Below are 18014 nucleotides of genomic sequence, written 5' to 3'. Positions count from 1 at the left end.
CGAGTGCTTTAATCGGGGATCCCGTTCCAACAGTTCATATTTTCGACCATCGAAACTCAAACGACGATCCTCGAAGGTAAAATTTCACACGATTATCAGCTTCTCTATCCCCTCGTACACAGCGATCAGGTGGCGGATATTAGATACGAAGTCGATCTTGGAAATGTCTATTTTGAGGACGGGGCCATCGTACCAACCATTCTCCCTGATCACATCTAAAAACTGGTCATAGCGCTTATTGAGACTTAAAACCAGGCGTTTCAACCCTTCAGGGATTCCGGCATCTGAACCGTTCTCCTCGCTGCGCTGCCTGTCGCCTATATTCTGAAACAGGTGCTCAACCGGCGCATGAAGCATTATCATCAGATCAGGTGTCTTCAGTGGCTTGAACTCTTCATCCAATCTGCGATCTATGATATCCAGGGCCTCTTTGGTGAGATATGATACATCCATATCACGATGGAGGACCTCGCAGAAGGCGTAGCGGTCAGCGAGTGCGGAACCGTCAACACAAGTCGATCTCTCGAGGTGTGGCACCGCCTGAAGCTGCATTCGGCGCAGGTCGAGATATGCATGCTGGATATCAAGAGCGCTACGCTCTAGATTTCTTTTGGCTTGATTCCAAATTTGGCTTTCAGGCACCTCTCTCCGTTGGCATTCTATGAACTCATTGATAGCCGAATAGTACTTGCCAAGCGTCCTCTTGGCAGAATCCTTCGCGGTAGCAAGAAGCGGATAGAGCGACTCATTCGCTACGAAATGGTCTTCAAACCCCTCATCCGGCAGTTCAAAAAGGGCGTTCATCCCCGTGTTGTACGCCAGAAACTTTACGAGGGAACTTTTCCCTGCACCGATATTGCCAACGCACACAACCAGAGACTGTCTCTTTGAAAAATGTTTCATCAGCCTGCGTTCTACGCTCGTTATCCTGTGCGGAATTTGATAGCGCTTGATCGATGGATCTTCGACGACATCCAGAATTCTGGTTGATGTCATAGGCCGCTCCTTCTCGCAGCTATCATCCTTCTCACCTTTTCACGAATAGTTCCGGCAGCAACATGGACGTAATCAGGGTGATCGTACATATCTATTTCGGCCGGGAGTATCATAATGTCCGCATCTGGTGGAACAATAGCGTACTCCTGATAGCGCAGCAGAGTTTTTTTCCAATTCGTCGCAACCTGCTCGTAGCATTCGTGAATCTCCCTCAGATATTCCTCTGTGATCGTCTTCGCATAAGAGTCGCCGTCCTCGGCACGCTTCATGCGGCGCTTCTCAAGCAGGCCAGGCTCCGAACGAAGATATACTGTGAGATCGGGAAGGCGTATCCTCTCGTTGTGTAACGTCTGGTAGAAAAGCGTTTTATAGAGTTTAGCATGCGCATGCGGCATCTCTCCGGAGTCGATCATCCTCTTTACGAAGACCTCCGGCCCATCGAGAAATGGGCGATCCTCGACTATCAAAACTCCTCGGTCTTTATGCCTTGTCATCAGATGTCTGATTTCTCGTTGCTGAAGCGTCCTCATGTGAAGAAACGCGGTTTCGGTCGGAAAGATGTTCGCCACCCTGTCGGAGTAGAAAAGAGAAAGGCACTCGTCGGTCAATGAACCGCGATCCACCCTCTCCGAGAATGTGTGAATTTCAGCATCGTCCAAAAGGCCGCTGAGATCGGATTTGTATGGCTCGGTCGCAAGCGCGTTCATGAGGGTCGTCTTGCCGGAAAACAAATTGCCCATTATTCCGATATGAAAGTTCATGACGTCCTCATAAAAGATGTCTAGTTTTAAACAGCTGAAAAATCAACGAGCGCACCGCCTGCCGAAAACTCTTATCAAGTGCACATTTCAGAGTCAACGCGCTTGATTCCCACCACATAGCCGCCTGTGTTCGGCTATTGCGAAGCGGTCGGTCATGCCTGCGATGTAATCGCAGATATGGCGTTTCGACCCCTTCTCCTCAACCCTTCTGCGAAACTTTTCGGGAAGAAGAAAAATGTCGGATGAATATGCTGTGAAGAGGTCGAAAATTATCTTTGATCCCATCTCTGATGTCTGAACCACTTTCTGATGGCGATAGACGTTATCGAAGAGGAAGCGCTTTACCTCCCCCGTCTTCTTTTCCATCTGCTCGCTGAAAGATACCAGATTGTCACCGCGCTGACGAACATCCGCCAGACTCTTGATTTCGCGCTCCTTTATTCTCCTCACGCTCTCGGCCTGAATATCGTTGATAAGCTTGCCTATGAGAACGCTTATCGTACGACAGCGATGGATTCTCTCAGGAGCGTTTGGAAATTCGCGCTTCACTTCCAAAAAAGTCTCGCCCCAGAGCGGAACGCTATCCAGCGAATCTATGGTGAGCATTCCCCAGTGCAGACCGTCATCGAGATCGTGATTCATATACGCAATCTGGTCGGCATAGTTCACTATCTGCGACTCTATCGTAGGGAATCCAACATCTTTGAAGCCGGGGGCCTTGTGAGGATCGTCGTAGTCGGTCGTGTGTTTTACTATCCCCTCCAAAACCTCATAGGAGAGATTAAGCCCTCTGAATTCAGGATAACGTTCTTCAAGTTCGGTTACTACTCGATAGCTCTGAACGTTGTGTTCGAACCCACCATCTTCACTCATGAGTTTGTTGAGCATATGCTCGCCGGAGTGTCCAAATGGAGAATGACCAAGATCGTGCGCGAGAGCGATGGTCTGGGCGAGGTCTTCGTTGACCTTCAAAATGCGGGCCAGACCCTGGGATATCTGGCTCACCTCGAGGCTGTGAGTCAGCCTCGTGCGGTAGTAGTCCCCCTCGAGATTCATGAAGACCTGAGTCTTGTATTCCAAAAGACGAAACGCGGTTGAATGGACGATCCTTCCAAGATCCCTGTAAAAACAGGGCCTGAATACGCACTCCTTTTCATGGTTGACTCTGCCCAGGCTGCCGGCGGAATGTTGCGCGTAGGGTGCCAAAAATTCTTTTTCACGCGCTTCGTATATTTCCCTCGTTTGCATATGGCTATCCCTTCATCCTGTTTTTAATTATAGTCTCGATCTCGGCGCAGGCGCGTTCGAGGTTGTCGTTTACCACGTTGAAATCGTATCGATCCTTGTAGGTTAGCTCAAACATCGCCGTCTTGAGCCTCTTCCCCTGGGCTTCTGCCGAGTCGGTTCCGCGCGAGGAAAGCCTTCTCTTCAGCTCCTCCTCCGAGGGAGGAAGGAGGAAGATGGAAATTGCGTCATGCTTGTATAGATCCTTTAACCTGGTGCCGCCGACGACTTCTAGATCGAGCAGGACTATCTTCCCATCGGCTATCCAGGCATCGAGAGGCTCGCGCGGAGTTCCATAATAGTTACCGCAGTACTCCGCCCACTCCGCAAGTTTTCCCTTGTCTATCCATTCGAAAAACTGCTCCTTCCCTATAAAGTGATAATCGTGCGCATCATGTTTTTCCGGACGCGGTTTTCTGGTGGTGCATGATATAGAGTGAACCATCTCTGGATGCTCGGCCAGAAATTTACGAATTACCGTACTCTTTCCGGTTCCGGACGGCGCGGAAATTATAACCAGAAAACCCCTGTCGGACATATAACACCTCCTCAACCGCTTTATTGCCGCACGTCCACAAATGCAAGAGGACAGTCATTCGATTCCGGCCATAAGGGCCTTCGCAAGGCTGTTCTCCCTCTTATAGAAACCGACTGTATGAAAGGAATCATCCAGCTTTATAAGATGAAAGTCGAGGTGGTGCATAAATTCATGCACTATGGTTCTTAGAAAGGTTTTGAATGCAACGATATCCTTCCTTTCAGCCGTTCGCATCCAAACCGTCAGCGTAATTCCCTTCCCCTCGTCGGATTCATAAAGCCCGTGCAGCTCGCCCCATCTTCCAGACGGCCGTTTGGAAAGCACCTTCACGCTGATCTTTGGAACGTTAAAAACAGTGCAAAGCCCGCTTACGATCCTCGAGGCTGCGCCGGCTACAGCCCTCCGGTCCCCACGCTCTAGCCCCCTTTGCAGCGCCATTACAGCAGGATGGAAACGTTCGGGCGCAGGCAGTTTCACCCGCGTAATCGCATCGCTTTTATCGTATATGCGTTTCTGCGCCGCGCTGAGCTTTCGATAGTACGAAAATTTTTTGTTCTTCTGCGGCGCTGCAGCCTTTGACATAACGCGCCTCTTGTCAAAAAAACCCGCCTGTTACAGATGCACGCGATGCGGTTTCGAAATTATGCCACATCTGCCTTACGTCTCTACCGCAGCTTTTTCTGCAGGGCATGAATATCGCTAACGTGAGCCCTCTCTCCGAGAATTATATCGACCACACACTTTCCATGAGCATCCGGCATCAGGGCCTTGATCCCGCCATAAAAAAGGAGAGCATCCTTTTTCAACTGCATCGCGGCTCAAAGGGCATCTACATCGCTTTTGAAGTTCTTTAATATCCGCTGCACTATTATATGACGGTATCAGGAACTCAATAAAAAATAGCTGAAAACTCCTGACTGGTTTTATAGCCTACCAGATGGAGGAATCTGCTCCGTCTGACATACAATAGTGACATACAATATGACATACAATAGCAAAGCGTCTTGCAAGATCAGGGCTCATCTGGCAGATGGTGCTTGTCTTCCAGCGTTGGAGAAAATTCTGGTGAAAAATAGGATTGGATACATACTGGTAGCGTACGCCAGCATGCTCTGCTACGGTCTTCTAGACAACTCGAGGGGGCCAGCCTATCCTTACATACTTGACAGATTTCAAGTGTCCAACCAGGCCGGCTCTATGCTCTTCGCCATAGCCTCCTTCGCCGGGCTCATAATGATCTCGTTTGGAAGAGCTTGGCTGGGGAGAATAGGTGAGCTCGGCGGACAGCGGCTTTTCCTCTTTCTGATGTTTTTTGGCGCATCCATAACCGGCATTGCCGATAGGATGGGAGGCTTTCCCCTCCTGCTCTGCGGATCCTTTATCTTAGGGCTGGGGCTTGGAGGGTCCACCCTGTCCACAAACATACTCGTGGCCTTCGGAACATCGGCAAGCAGCAGCCGCCGCGTATTTTCAGGCCTCCACTCCATGTATGGAATCGCGTCGATCACGGCCCCTCTGCTTTTTGCGGTATCGATAAAGGCCGGAATTCCCTGGTCAACCGTCATTATCGCATTTTCCTTCACCCCCCTTCTGGTGCTCGTCGCTAGTTCCAGGACGTCACAATTTGCGCATGAACCGGAAAAATCCAGGAAGCCGGATGGAATAAGCGCCTGGACGAGGAGCAGGGTAGGCCTCATAGTTTCATTCTATGTAGCAGGCGAGATTGTATTGTCGAGCAGGATGGTATTTTATTTAAGCAAAGAATCCGGAATGAACCCTGCCGATGCCTCCTATTATCTCGGACTCTTCTTCACTCTTCTATTGACTGGAAGGCTCCTCTTTTCGTCCTTTCATTTCCGGTGGAGTTCCTTCGCGATCATGCTCACCTCCATCGTGTCATCAATACTCCTGTTCATTCTGGGAATAGCGCTTCATCCCATGATGTTGTCAATGTGCGGATTTAGCATGTCCTTCTACTTTCCATGCGCCATGGACTGGATAAGCAAGCGCTACGGCACAAACGCAGGTTACATGATGACATCCGTTATGGCCTCGGTCGCAGCGCTTTCGATACTAATGCACTGGGGGGTCGGAACGGTTGCCGACATCGCCGGGGCGCGGACATCGATTTCCCTAGGTCCCCTGTTTCTTTTATTATCCCTGATCGTAATGATCTCCACTAGGGGGGAATTCATTGGCAGCGACGGCTCAGGGAAAAAGAGCGGGCATACGCCAAAGCCATCATATCCGATGTAGCCTGTCACCAGTAAATATGTTATAAGTATCGCCTCAGAATAGGGAATTCAGACTAAACTGCAAAGATTCACGGGGAGATACCAGATGACACTAGCTATCCATGTAACCCACGAAGCCGTGCAAAAATTCGGAGGGATTGGCACTGTTTTGCATGGTCTTATCACCAGCAAACTTTATCACAAACAGTTCGAACACAACCTGCTTTACACTCCGCTTTTCACGCTGGCGACCGACCCCGATGAAAGACTCGGAGAGGACTCGGAAATAATCTATTCCGGGATAGACGGCGTAGATCGCGCAAATCTTTCCTCTAAGCTCGCTTCAATAGAAAAAAAATACGGCGTCAGAATAGTTTATGGTAAAAAATATTTTTACGACGACGCGGACAGTCGGAAAAAATTTTCATCAGATATAGTAGCGCTGGATATATGGGAGATGCCTCAGGGAGTAGTCGATGATTTCAAATTCAGGCTATGGGAGCACTATCAAATTCGATCAGAAAAATATCAGCATGACCGCGACTACGAACAATACCTGAGGATAGCCATACCCATGGTTGAAATAGCGGAAGCGCTTTTCGGCGATGAAAGGATAATGCTGTTTTCCCATGAATACATGGGAATGGCATCGGCTCTAGCCATCGAAATATGTAAAAAGACCGGTCGCAGATCCGGGGATGGGACTATATTCTACGCTCACGAAGTATCAACGGCCAGGGTGATAGTTGAAAATCATCCCGGTCACGACTTCACCTTCTACAACACCATGGCTATCGATCGCGATAACGGTGTTTCTCTTGAAGATACCTACGGGTCAAAGGAAAACTATTCGAGAAATGAACTGGTGAAGCGGGCATCTTTGCTCGACAGGATATTCGCGGTCAGCGAAATAACCCGAAATGAATATATCTATCTATGCCCCCACGCGGATCAATCTAAGATCAGAGTGGTATATAACGGGGTCAATCACGGAGACGCCCGTTATCGAGACAAGGTCGAAAGCACCGCAAAGATCAAGGAATACTGCGAGCGCATTTTCAACTTCAGGCCGGACTACATATTCACGCATGTGACGAGGCTGGTGCCAAGCAAGGCGATTTGGCGCGACATACATCTCATGTACTACATCGACGAGGAGCTTTCTAAATCCGGTAAAAAGGGATTTTTCACCATACTCTCAACGCTGATAGGGCCTGGGCGAGATCCGGAGCTCGTGTATAAAATGGAGTCAGATTACGGCTGGCCTGTGATGCACAGGGAGGGGTGGCCGGACCTGGTGGGGTCGGAGGAAGATCTTTACTCCCAGCTTCAGCTTTTTAACGCCAGATCGAAGGCAATCAAAGCCGTTTTTCTAAACCAGTTCGGATTCAGCCGTGAAAGATGCGGGTCGAGGGTCCCTGAGAATACTTCACTGCGCGATTTAAGGCTTTCGAGCGATATGGAGTTCGGGCTTTCGATCTACGAGCCCTTCGGAATAGCGCAGCTAGAAACAACACCTTTCGGAGGAAGCGCTGCAGTAAGCACATCCTGCGGATGCCATGAACTTTTGAAGAGTCTGCTGAAGGAACATCATTATATCGGAATAGACTTCACCATGGTTCCCAAGTCATTTCTTGAACTGTTCAAAAACAAGGAAGATTTTTTGAACGTCAATTTTTCCCTCAGAGACCAGATCGAAGCGGAAATATGCAGGGACGCCTCCAAGAGCCTAATCGCACAACTGCCAAAGGATGATGCGGCGAGAAGAACAAAGTTCAAGGAAATTCAAAAAGCATCTGAAGGACTATCTTGGGACAACGTGGCAGCGAGGCTGATAGCAAACCTGCCGTAAAAACGGTCTTAGAAAAATATACGCCATCCTCGACCGGCGTCGAACGAGGATGGCGTCATTTTATGGCTTCCACTTGACGTATTCAGGATAGAAAGCTCTGAAATCGCGATCCGCCGGAACTATTCTGACGCTGATTTCCTGCGTGCCGTTTCCATCGAGCATCACCGAACCGGAATACCTAGCCACTTTGTCATTGTATTTTTCGACAAATTTGAGAGGCGAAGTGCTCCACTCATCCGGCTCATCTCCAAAGCAGTAGAACGCTTCAACGCCTATAAGTTCGGTATCAACATCATCGACGTAAACATAGGCCTCTATTTCAACATTATCCCCCGAAGTTGGCATCTTCCCATCTATGCTTGTGAAGTAATCCCTGAGATAGATTCTGGACCATATGGAATTGATTACTTCCCTGTGCGCTATAAGCCGCTTGAGCATTTCGCCATCGTTAGCCGTTATCTTGCTGGTCAGCTCCGCCTGTGGCATATAGTAATCATAGAGGTATTCGCGAAGCGGTCTGTGCATATTAAACCTGCTGCAAGCAGCTATGATGGAGCGCTTCATCATTTCGACCCATTCCTTCGGATGTCCGCCCTCGCGCCTGTCATAGAACATCTCGGTTATTTCATTCTCGAGCAATTCGTAGATCTGATTCGACTCCGCCATCCTGGCAAGACCGGGATCCTCTATGTTGTCACCTGCCGATATCTCCCACCCGTTCTCCCCGTCATATGCCTCAGGCCACCACCCATCTGGCACGCTGAGATTCAACGCTCCGTTGATGGCGGCTTTCATGCCGGAAGTACCGCTCGCTTCCATCGGCTTGGTTGGAGTGTTGAGCCATACATCGACACCCTGAACGAGATGTCTGGCTATGTTGATATCGTAGTCCTCGATAAAAACGACGTGATTCTCCAGCTTGTAGTCATAGATAAAATCAAAAAGCTGTTTTATTATTCTTTTGCCTGCATCGTCGGCCGGATGGGCTTTGCCGGCAAATATTATTTGAACGGGCCTCTCCCTGTTTTTGATTATTGCGGCAAATCGTTCAGGGTCTGTCAAAACGAGATTGGCTCTCTTATAGGGAGCAAATCTTCTTGCAAATCCTATTGTGAGCGTAGAGGGATTCAGGACCTGTTCGATATCCTTGATTTTGTTTTTACCGTATCCGCGGTGTTGCATCATATTGCCCACGCGCCTGCGAATGAAGGATACAACCTGATCCTTCCTTCTACAGTGAGCGTTCCATATCTCGCCATCCGGGATGTCTTCCACCTTTTCCCAGACATCAAGGGCTTCCGCCTTATGCAGATAGTCCGGCCCTATGTACCGGTCGAAGATTTCTGTCATCTGCAAACTCAGCCAGCTCTGCAGATGCACCCCATTCGTTACACTCTTTATCGGAAGTTCACGTTCATGCAGATTAGGAAATATCGAGCGCCACATCTTTCGAGAAACCTCACCGTGCAACTTGGAAACTCCGTTCGAAAGCCTAGAAAACCTGATAGCAAAAGCCGGAAGCCAGAACGTCCTGTCGGAAGCTATCCTGCCAAAGGCCAGGAATGAGTTTATGTCTATGCCGAGTTCTTTTACCTCGTCGATGAAGTATTCCCTTATAAGAGCCTCGTCGAAATGTTCGTTCCCCTCGATGACCGGAGTATGCGTAGTAAAGACCGTGCTGGAACGAACTATCGCCTTGGCTTCCTCAAAAGAACGACGCTCTTCCCTCATCATCCAGAGAATTCTTTCCACTACCGAAAACGCCGTGTGCCCCTCGTTGATATGATAGACAGTTGGTTTAATACCCATCGCCCGCAGGGCTATTATACAGCCGCGACCGAGTATCAGCTCCTGCTGCAACCTGACGACTCTGTCCGAATCATAGAGAAGATCGGTGATCTTTCTGAATCTCTCCGGATTCTGATGAATATTCGTATCGATAAGGTAGAGAATGGTTTTGCCAACCTCTATCTTCCACAGCTTCGCGATCACCTTCTCATTTTTAAGCGGAATCTCGATGTAAACCGGAGCTCCGTCGGCCCCGACCACCTCGTTGACAGGAGCCAAGTGCCAGTTGTTCTGTTTGAATTCTTCTATCTGCATCCCGTCAGAGCTGATGCGTTGGGAGAAATATCCCCTTTTGTAAAGAAGCCCGAAACCTATCATTGGAATTCCAACATCAGACGCGGCCTTAAGATGATCTCCAGCAAGCACCGCAAGACCGCCGGAATAAAAGGCCAGCGATTCATGCAGCCCGTATTCCATGCAACTGTAAAGCACGATATCATCGGGAGAAAATGTTTTTTCCACACCATCCTTCACATACGTCCCATCGAACTCGAGATAATTTTTAAATTTTTCACTTACTCTCCCAAGCTCGTAAAGGAATCCCCTGTCCTTTGCCGCCGCGAGTATCTTCTCTTCGTCCAGCCTGTACAAAAATTCGACCGGGTTATGCGCGACCTTCCTGTAAAGTTGCGGGTCCAGTCGATGAAAAAGCTTCTCCGCATCCTTGTCCCAAAAAGCCCATATATTGTGAGCCAAAGCCTCAAGAGGTTTCAATCTTTCGGGTATCTGCGGCTTGATGAAAAATTTTCTTACATCCATTTGTAATCCTCCCTATAACCTAAAGTTTGTTGCTCAAGTTGGCTAGAGCATTCATGTAGAATATATATGCCTGTTCCGGAGATTGATAAGGCGAAAAATACTTGTGAACATCGCCGTCCTGAAAATATTTGGTGCACATGTAGTAGAAATGATCTGAAGTTGAAAGCTTCCTGGCTTCTTCGATCAGGTCCCATCTTCCTCCGGACTTGATCTCGTTCATCAGACGATAAAGTGCGGATGCGGCATTCTCCTGATAGTCATTTTCCAGCCATGCGGAAAGGTCCCTCTCGGTATCGGCCCAGGAAACGGGCTGCCTGAAAAAGAGTTTTTCAGGGGGATATTTGACGCAGTCTATCACATCGGAAGGCCATGCAAATGACATGTGCGGACTTCTAAAAATCTGTTCCGGGAGATGCCTCATAAACTCGAAAATCCCTGTTTCTTCCCACTGATGTTCTCCGAAGGTTTCATAATCCATAAAAAGATTTACAAAGAGATCTCTTCCGCTTTCTTCCGTAAGTCCTACGTTGGAAAGCCAACCGGCGAACTTTTCGGCCGTCAACGGAAATTCAGACCATCCCCTGTTTGAAAACCTGAAGGCGATATCATCAGCAAGGCTGTAGTACTTCAAAAGAAGAAACATATTCCCATTGTAAGTCTTGTATGGATAAAGCGGCGACCTCCAATCGAGTATCTTTTCGGCGCCTTCGGCGAGTATAACCTTGAAGCCAGCCTCCTCGTATATAAGGTCGGAAAGAACATCCTGATAGATCAACTCCGTATTCCTAAAAACGATGGGGGTGTAACCGAATTCATCCTGCATAAGCTTTCTGTGCATACGAATTTGATCGATAAATTCCATCTTGTCGAAAAGAAAGGCCAACGAGTGATAGTAGGTCTCGCCAAGAAATTCGACGCAGCCGGTTCTGGCCAGCGCTTTGAAAGAATCCAGGACCTCTGGATAGTATTTTTTAAACTGCTCAATCACAACTCCCGTTATCGAGAAGGAAACTTTGAATTTACCTTCGTAGCGGTCGATAAGCTCCGCCAGAACTTTGTTTGCAGGAAGATAGCACTTGTCACCAACCTTGCGAACGGTGGCGGCGTTTAGCTCCTCATCGAAAACATCCTGGCCGGACCCTATATCCAGAACCCCGAGGTGTTTCAGCCTGTAGGGCTGATGAACTTGAAAATAGAATACTATGTGCTGCATTAGAATTCCCTATAGACGCTCACAAGCTCCTGCGCCGCCTTTTTCCAACCGATAGCCAGAACCTCTTCCTTTCCGGCCATAGCTATTCTTCTCATCTCGTTAGGATTTTCGAGCATCCTCACAATTATATCCGCGGTCTTATCGACGTCCCAAAAATCCACCTTGAAGGCGTTCTCCACCACTTCCGAAACGCCAGACTGCTTTGAAAGTATTGCAAGCGAACCAAAAGCCATCGCCTCCAGCGGAACTATTCCAAATGGCTCTGAGACAGAGGGCATGACGAACATGTCCGTGGCCGAGAGAATTCTTTCGACCTGATCCCTGTTTAGAAAACCGGAGAAAAGAAAACGGTCGCCAAGCCTTTTGACCGCGCTTCTCTTCAGCATCCTGGAAAACATATCTCCGGTACCTGCCATTATGAACCGAACCTTTGGGAATCGCTTCAAAACGCGCTCGGCGACTTCTACAAAATAGTCGGGGCCTTTCTGAAGGGTTATTCTCCCGAGGAAGAGGACCAGCGGATCCTTGAAGAGGCGTTTTTTTTCATTCTCGACATTCTGGGAAACCGAATAGGCGTTCCTTACGACTCTGATTTTCCTGTTGTCGATCCTGTAGCGGTTCATGATCATGCTCGCGGTATATTGCGAAACCGAAACTACGCGATCAGCCGCATTCAGACCCTGATATTCTATATTGTGTATTCTGTCGTCGCCAACCCCTCCTGCCCTGTCGAACTCCGTCGCGTGTATATGCGAAACCAAAGGCTTCCCTGTAAGTCCCTTAGCTGCTATTCCCGCGGGATATGTAAGCCAGTCGTGGGCATGTATCACATCGAAAGACATCTTCTGAACATGGCTCAGCACACGAAAGGCCAGCTCCTGCACTTTTCGGAATATCGGCTCGTCACCGCGAAGATGGGCTCGCAGCCTGTCCACTTCGGAGCGCTCCATCCTGAAGTTCATGCTCCAAACATACTCTATGAAGCTTTCAAAATCAAAACCCGGAGTGAGATACGATTCCGGATAGGCAGAAACGCCCACCAGCTTGAGCTTCTCGGAAAGACTCGCGTAGCTTTCGATCTTGAGCTGCTTTTTTCTGGCAGGGTCGAGAAACTCCAGAGGGAGAAGATCCGCATCGTCAGGCTTGCGAAGAGGGAAGTAAACCTCCTCCTTAGTAGGCAAAATCAGGTCTATCTCCACACCTTCCGAAAGAAGCGATTTGGCGATGCCATAACACGCCATGCCGAGCCCCCCGGCTATGAAAGGGGGAAATTCCCACGTGATCATTAAAACTTTCATTTCGAACACTCCAAATCCTGCATTATGCCTTCTATTTCCAAAAGTGCAAAAGCGCTCCAAGCCTGAGCCGGGCATCCCTTGGGGAAATACGGATCAAGACCGTCCCAGACCTCAGCCACGGAAGAAAATTCACCTTTCATGATCCCCCTGCGTAAATGCCACACATACGATGAGAGCTCTCTGCAGAGATCTTCCCCGCTCATATCTCCATCATTGGCCTTCACCGCCGCCTTCGCAAAATAAACGAGAGGGAAGGTCCATACGGTACCCTGATGGTATACAAGGTCGCGCTGTTTCTGATTTCCTATGTATTTCCCCTTGAAAGAGGGATGCTCGGGAGAAAGGCTTCTCAACCCATAAGCCGTTAAGAGCTCTCTGCCAGCTACCTTCCACGCCGACTTTATTACGTCCTTGCTGACGAAATCGAATGGAAGGCCAAGGGCGATCATTGCGTTAGGCCTGATCTCTGAAATTTGCGCTCCGCATTCGAGCCTATCTGCGAGATAATCTCCACAGACAAAGCCCTGCATTGAAGCAGCTATCTTGTCTTTGAGAAGTACTAGTACCTCTTCATCAGCGGAATATCCGTCGCAGGAAACAGATTTCATCGATCTCGATTTCATCATCTCGATCAGCGAACAAAGGGCGTTATACCAGAGGGCATTTATCTCAACCGGTTTCCCATTTCTGGGAGTTACCGGGTTTCCATACACCTTGGCATCCATCCATGTCATAGCGTAAGGCCCTTGCCTGATCTCTACAAGCCCGTCGGTGTCCATAAAAAATGGTAGCGATGTGTCGTAAATAAAGTTCAAAACTATCTGGACGGCTTTTTGAAAAACGACTTCTTCCTTCGAGGCAAACTGATAGGCGCGAAGGACAAACCAGAGAGGGGCATCAACTGTGTCGTAGTTAAGCCCTTCCCCTCCTTCCCCAAACGTATTGGGTATCATCGCGCCCCTGATTCCATCGCAGTATGAAAGTAGAATCTTCCTGGCGAGTTCGTTCCCCCCTTTGAGCCTTCCGAAGCCTTCCATCGAAATGAGGGTATCCCTCCCCCATGGACCAAACCATGGATAGCCGGCTATCACATCGCGCTCACCAACTATGAAATCGCGGCATATCGCATCGAGAAGTTTCAAATAATCGGCATGACTGAATTCAAGCCCCTCATGCTTGAACCTCGAAACCGAGGAGGATTTCACCTTCCTTGGATGGTCCTCGGAGATCGGCATCTTTTCATATCTCTGGACAGCGTCCTTGTAGAGTTTTTTAGGATCCACAACTTCATCCGCCGAAAATATGATATACCTCTCCTCGCCGCGCTTGAGTGAAATTTCGAGGCGAAATGGTGAAACGAGATCCTCGACGGAATCGTATCCCCTAGCGGCCTCTGTCGGATAGTACACCGACCCGTAGATTATGTGTTCATCTACGACCTCGCCGTCCGACCAGAATACGTTGACGCCGATTCCATTATCCTCCCTGCGAATTTCAACCCTATTTTCGGAGTAGTTTTTGATAAAACCGGTATTCGACAGACTGCCCGGTGAATTAATGAAATGGTGGTCCCTGAGAGAGAGCTTGGGCCTCAGCGTAAGGAATAAGTCCGAGCTTCCCATATTCGAATATCTTACTATCACGGCATTGACCCCGATCGGCATCATAACATCTTTCAGTATCAGCACCTTCGGATCGGGCGGCAATGCAGAGTAGAAAACCGACAAGTGGGGCCTCAGCCAGCTCTTTAGTATGTGGTTATTGCCGTTCGGATAAACGCAATTGCTGTAGTGGGTGGCATCAAGAAAAAAAGAGGCTTCGCCTGAGGTAACTTTCTCTTCGATCGAGGATACAAGATGGTTTCTTCTGAATTTAGCATCCGAAGAGATCAGCAGGCCATTATATTTTCGTTTATTGATCAGATCGCCAAAACCTAGCGCATAACCACCGAGTCCGTTCGTAAGTATCCACTCTCTGTTAGATAAAATACGATTCAGATTCCCCCCCACCTAATACCTCCTTTCAGTCTGCAAACCACGAGAAAGCATCGTGGAATCTACATTCACCCCCCCTAATTAGCAAACAAAATAGGGCCAAAATTGCAGCATTTTCGACTCGTAAAAATATTTCCTTCATTCCGGCTGAAAAATTTGCAGAAAACCACATTTCAGGCGTATTTTCAAAAGATTTTTGTTGTTTATATAACCTATATCGGTATATAAAATCCGGGAACCAACGGAGGTATTTATGCTGAAGAAACTGGTATTGAAAAAAAACAGGGAGAAGGCGGTTTCCAAAACAACAAAAAAACAGCCGCCGAAAAAAGAGGCCAAATTTTACAGCGCTGAACAGATCAACGAGATGATCCAGCGAAAGGCCTATGAAATCTACCTCAAGAGATCCGGCAAGCCTGGAGATCATATCAGCGACTGGCTGGTTGCCGAAAAACTGGTAAAAAGCGAGATAAAGCGGATCTAAAAGAAGACTCGATTATTTTAAAGCCCCTCGATCGAGGGGCTTTTCTGTATGGGTCAGAAAACAACATCGAAATGGGATACGAGAGAAAAGACCACTTCTACAAAAAGGCCAAACGCGAAGGAAAAGCCTCTCGTGCCGCCTACAAGCTTTTCGAGCTGCAGAAGCGATTCGCCCTGATGCGCAAGGGCGGCACCGTCATCGAGCTGGGAAGTGCGCCCGGCGGATGGATGCAGGAACTCTCCGCGATGGTAGGCCCGAAGGGGAAAGTAGTGGGCATCGACATACTCCCTCTAAAAATCCAGGTTCCTAAAAATTGCACATTTTTCCTCGGCGACATCGCTGAGAAAAAACTTCTCATGGAAATTTTGGCCAAGAGCGGTGACAAAGCGGACGCGGTCGTAAGCGACATGGCCCCTAATATTTCAGGAGTGGCCTTTGCCGACGCATACAGATCGTACGAACTTGCAAACCTGGCATTCGAATCATGCGCGCATCTTCTAAAACAGGATGGGAATTTTTTGGCTAAAATATTTCCCGGCGATGAATTTGAAGGCTTCGTCAAAAAACTGAAAATGAATTTTAAAACAGTCAGGGTGGTCGTACCCGAAGCGACGAGAAAAACATCATCCGAAAGATACATAGTCTGCATCGGCTACAAGAATGAGAAATAAAAGAGCCCGCGAGATCCTTCGATCTCACGGGCTCGAAATAGGGGAAAGAGATGGGGGACTAAAGGTGGCGGAGCTACTCTTCCCCCTTACCCCGCCAATACCTGAAACTTAAAGCGTATTGACAGTAAAGAAGTTGTTACCTACCCTCACGCCTCTTATCGAACGCTGGAGCGAAAAGTTGCCTAAATTCTCATGAAGAAAATATATCATAATATCAAACACTTAGTCCCTTGGATGATAGCCGCAGCGATATTCTTCTACCTCTTTTGGCAGTACCCGCCTAAAAAAGTTTGGGAATCGCTCGCCTACGTGAACATCCCCGCCTTTCTCTCTTTTTCTCTAATCTACTTTTTCCTCCTCTATTTCCTCGACGCCTGGAGCATTAAAGATCTCATGAAGAGATTCGGTTATGCAGCGACCCTTGGCGGATTGCTGCTCGGGCGCGGCGTCACATACCTGGTGATGATAGTAAACTATCCGGCCAGCCAGGCCGCGTTCGCCTATTATCTGAGAAGAAAATACAACACCCCTATATTCCGAGCGTTGGGAATATTCCTGTTCATCGTATTCGTGGATCTCCTTTGGATCATAACGCTGGCATTCATCGGCTCATCCCTGCAAGACTACAATATCGGCGGGATCGATCTGAAGCGCACCATACAAATAGTGGCGCTGATTACTTACTCAGGCGCCGCGATCTGGATGATGTTCTGGAAAATGATGCCTAAGAAGATAGATGGCCATGGGTTCATACGCTCCGTACTTCGCAAGATAAAGGAGCGAGATATATTTCAGATCTTCAGCCAAGCTGGGATATCCGACTATGTGAGAATAGCTATCACACGCGCTCCGATACACATGGCTATAATATTTTATATGTACATCGTCCTCCAGACTTTCGACGTATCATGCCCCATCATCAGAATACTCGGAAATGTTCCGGTCGTCTTCATGATAGGGACGCTGCCCATAACTCCCGGGGGGCTTGGCACTACAAATGCGGCGATGGTCGAACTTCTAAGCCCATATATAACGAGCCCCCTATTCGAAAGCGGCAGGATATCTCCAAGGGAAATGCTCTTCGCGATCACCATCCTCTGGATGGCCACAAACTACGTAATAAAGGCGATAGTGGGGACGATCCTAATGAAGAGGGTCTCCAAAAACCTCTTTAAACCCACTTTAGAGCTCCCGCAGGAGATCGCGGAGAAAGAGGCCACCCATATGCACGGCAATATCTGAACCCTGCAAAAAGAGGTATCTACCCGTAAGTATTCATAAAAATCTGTTTTTCTGGTATGATAATTGCAAAATTGGGCTTCCGGTGAGGGGATATGGGCCAAACGACCATAATACACGGCGATAAGCTCGCGCAGGTCTTGCACGAAGATGTCAGGCACGCCTTTGAGAAGATGCATGTTCACACCGATGACATCGTGGAATTTTATATCGTCAATCTTCTCCAGGAATTCCACAACGCGGAAGGGCTCGTGATGTTCAAGGGGGATGACGCCGTCGAAAAACCCCTTTCCATAATGCTTTTAGAGGCCCTAACAGGCGGATCGGCTATGCGCGTAAAATGCCTGAGACAGGTCGGCGATAAAGCGCTTGTCGTCTCCGGTTTCTTCGGGGATAACATCCATAGCGGCCTGATGGACATCTCATACTACATAGGAATCGGCGAATCGGCCTACGGGGCCTTGGCTAAAATACATAAAGATTGTGGGGCGTTTTCCGATCTATATTTGGAATTGGCAAAAAAGTTCGAACAGTTTGTCGATGTGATATCCTCCATAGCTCCTTGGAACAACGCCAGAAGCGATGTCGACCTCATGAGAATTTATGAAAGATGGATAATTACAGGGGACGACACACTCGGTGAACTCTTAGAGCTTAAAGGGATACCAACCTCCAAAAAACCCTTTAAATAGTGGAGCCTCTGAAAAGCTAGCAGTAACAATAACTTTGACCATGGACGATTGACCATCGACCAAAACATCAAGAAGCTAGAATCTAGAAGTGAGAAGCGAGATTTCTACAGGCGAGGTTTTTCTAGCTTCTAGCCTCTCGCTTCTAGCTTCT

16 protein-coding genes are annotated in these 18014 nt (G+C 48.4%); 6 read left to right on the top strand and 10 right to left on the bottom strand.

Annotated elements, in window-relative coordinates; all coding sequences use genetic code 11:
* Window positions 1-84: 84 nt before the first annotated feature.
* The 6 genes from GX659_01730 to GX659_01705 all read right to left on the bottom strand — a co-directional run bounded on the left by GX659_01730 (window position 85) and on the right by GX659_01705 (window position 4391).
* A complete protein-coding gene (locus GX659_01730) occupies window positions 85-996 on the bottom strand; it encodes a deoxynucleoside kinase (protein ID NLD27511.1) in 912 nt (303 codons plus the stop codon).
* Entirely contained in the window at window positions 993-1757 is a 765-nt protein-coding gene (locus GX659_01725) for a deoxynucleoside kinase (protein NLD27510.1), read from the bottom strand. The genes GX659_01730 and GX659_01725 overlap by 4 nt, the downstream gene beginning before the upstream one ends.
* Window positions 1758-1850: 93 nt before the next feature.
* Window positions 1851-3005 carry a deoxyguanosinetriphosphate triphosphohydrolase gene (locus tag GX659_01720; protein ID NLD27509.1) on the bottom strand — a complete coding sequence of 385 codons (1155 nt, stop codon included), beginning with the start codon at window positions 3003-3005 and terminating at the stop codon, window positions 1851-1853.
* Between the two features lie 4 nt (window positions 3006-3009).
* Window positions 3010-3579, bottom strand: a complete 570-nt coding sequence (gene gmk / locus GX659_01715) for a guanylate kinase (protein ID NLD27508.1) — start codon at window positions 3577-3579, stop codon at window positions 3010-3012.
* A gap of 54 nt (window positions 3580-3633) precedes the next feature.
* Entirely contained in the window at window positions 3634-4161 is a 528-nt protein-coding gene (locus tag GX659_01710; GenBank protein NLD27507.1) for a hypothetical protein, read from the bottom strand.
* Window positions 4162-4244: 83 nt separating this feature from the next.
* Window positions 4245-4391: a hypothetical protein gene (locus GX659_01705; protein ID NLD27506.1), complete on the bottom strand. Its 147-nt coding sequence runs from the start codon at window positions 4389-4391 to the stop codon at window positions 4245-4247.
* A gap of 253 nt (window positions 4392-4644) precedes the next feature.
* Here GX659_01705 and GX659_01700 point away from each other — a divergent pair, with 253 nt between their 5' ends.
* Both GX659_01700 and GX659_01695 read left to right on the top strand, forming a co-directional pair.
* A complete protein-coding gene (locus GX659_01700; protein ID NLD27505.1) occupies window positions 4645-5835 on the top strand; it encodes an MFS transporter in 1191 nt (396 codons plus the stop codon).
* 84 nt (window positions 5836-5919) lie between these two features.
* On the top strand, window positions 5920-7665 hold the full coding sequence (locus tag GX659_01695; GenBank protein NLD27504.1) for a glycosyltransferase family 4 protein: 1746 nt from the start codon (window positions 5920-5922) through the stop codon (window positions 7663-7665).
* Between the two features lie 60 nt (window positions 7666-7725).
* Here GX659_01695 and GX659_01690 read toward each other — a convergent pair whose 3' ends face one another.
* Genes GX659_01690 through GX659_01675 form a run of 4 tightly spaced genes read right to left on the bottom strand, consistent with a single transcriptional unit; the run spans window position 7726 to window position 14792 of the window.
* Window positions 7726-10272, bottom strand: a complete 2547-nt coding sequence (locus tag GX659_01690; GenBank protein ID NLD27503.1) for a glycosyltransferase family 1 protein — start codon at window positions 10270-10272, stop codon at window positions 7726-7728.
* Between the two features lie 19 nt (window positions 10273-10291).
* The gene (locus GX659_01685; protein ID NLD27502.1) at window positions 10292-11485 is read right to left on the bottom strand and encodes an alpha-amylase; all 1194 of its coding nucleotides are present in this window, start codon (window positions 11483-11485) and stop codon (window positions 10292-10294) included.
* A complete protein-coding gene (locus tag GX659_01680; protein ID NLD27501.1) occupies window positions 11485-12783 on the bottom strand; it encodes a glycosyltransferase family 4 protein in 1299 nt (432 codons plus the stop codon). Before GX659_01680 ends, GX659_01685 begins: the two co-directional genes overlap by 1 nt.
* On the bottom strand, window positions 12780-14792 hold the full coding sequence (locus GX659_01675) for a hypothetical protein (GenBank protein ID NLD27500.1): 2013 nt from the start codon (window positions 14790-14792) through the stop codon (window positions 12780-12782). The genes GX659_01680 and GX659_01675 overlap by 4 nt, the downstream gene beginning before the upstream one ends.
* A 238-nt stretch (window positions 14793-15030) precedes the next feature.
* Here GX659_01675 and GX659_01670 point away from each other — a divergent pair, with 238 nt between their 5' ends.
* The 4 genes from GX659_01670 (at window position 15031) to GX659_01655 (ending at window position 17863) form a co-directional block, all read left to right on the top strand.
* Window positions 15031-15261 carry a DUF2934 domain-containing protein gene (locus tag GX659_01670; GenBank protein NLD27499.1) on the top strand — a complete coding sequence of 77 codons (231 nt, stop codon included), beginning with the start codon at window positions 15031-15033 and terminating at the stop codon, window positions 15259-15261.
* Between the two features lie 71 nt (window positions 15262-15332).
* Window positions 15333-15932, top strand: coding sequence for an RlmE family RNA methyltransferase (locus GX659_01665; GenBank protein NLD27498.1), 600 nt, complete (start codon window positions 15333-15335; stop codon window positions 15930-15932).
* 192 nt (window positions 15933-16124) lie between these two features.
* Window positions 16125-17174, top strand: coding sequence for a flippase-like domain-containing protein (locus GX659_01660; protein ID NLD27497.1), 1050 nt, complete (start codon window positions 16125-16127; stop codon window positions 17172-17174).
* 92 nt (window positions 17175-17266) lie between these two features.
* Window positions 17267-17863, top strand: coding sequence for a hypothetical protein (locus GX659_01655; protein NLD27496.1), 597 nt, complete (start codon window positions 17267-17269; stop codon window positions 17861-17863).
* The last annotated feature ends 151 nt before the right edge of the window (window positions 17864-18014 follow it).

The organism is Myxococcales bacterium (assembly GCA_012513515.1).
In the GTDB taxonomy this organism is placed as follows: domain Bacteria; phylum UBA10199; class UBA10199; order 2-02-FULL-44-16; family JAAZCA01; genus JAAZCA01.
The sequence above is the reverse complement of the archived record's forward strand: the minus strand, read 5'-3'. Positions and strand labels throughout refer to the sequence as shown.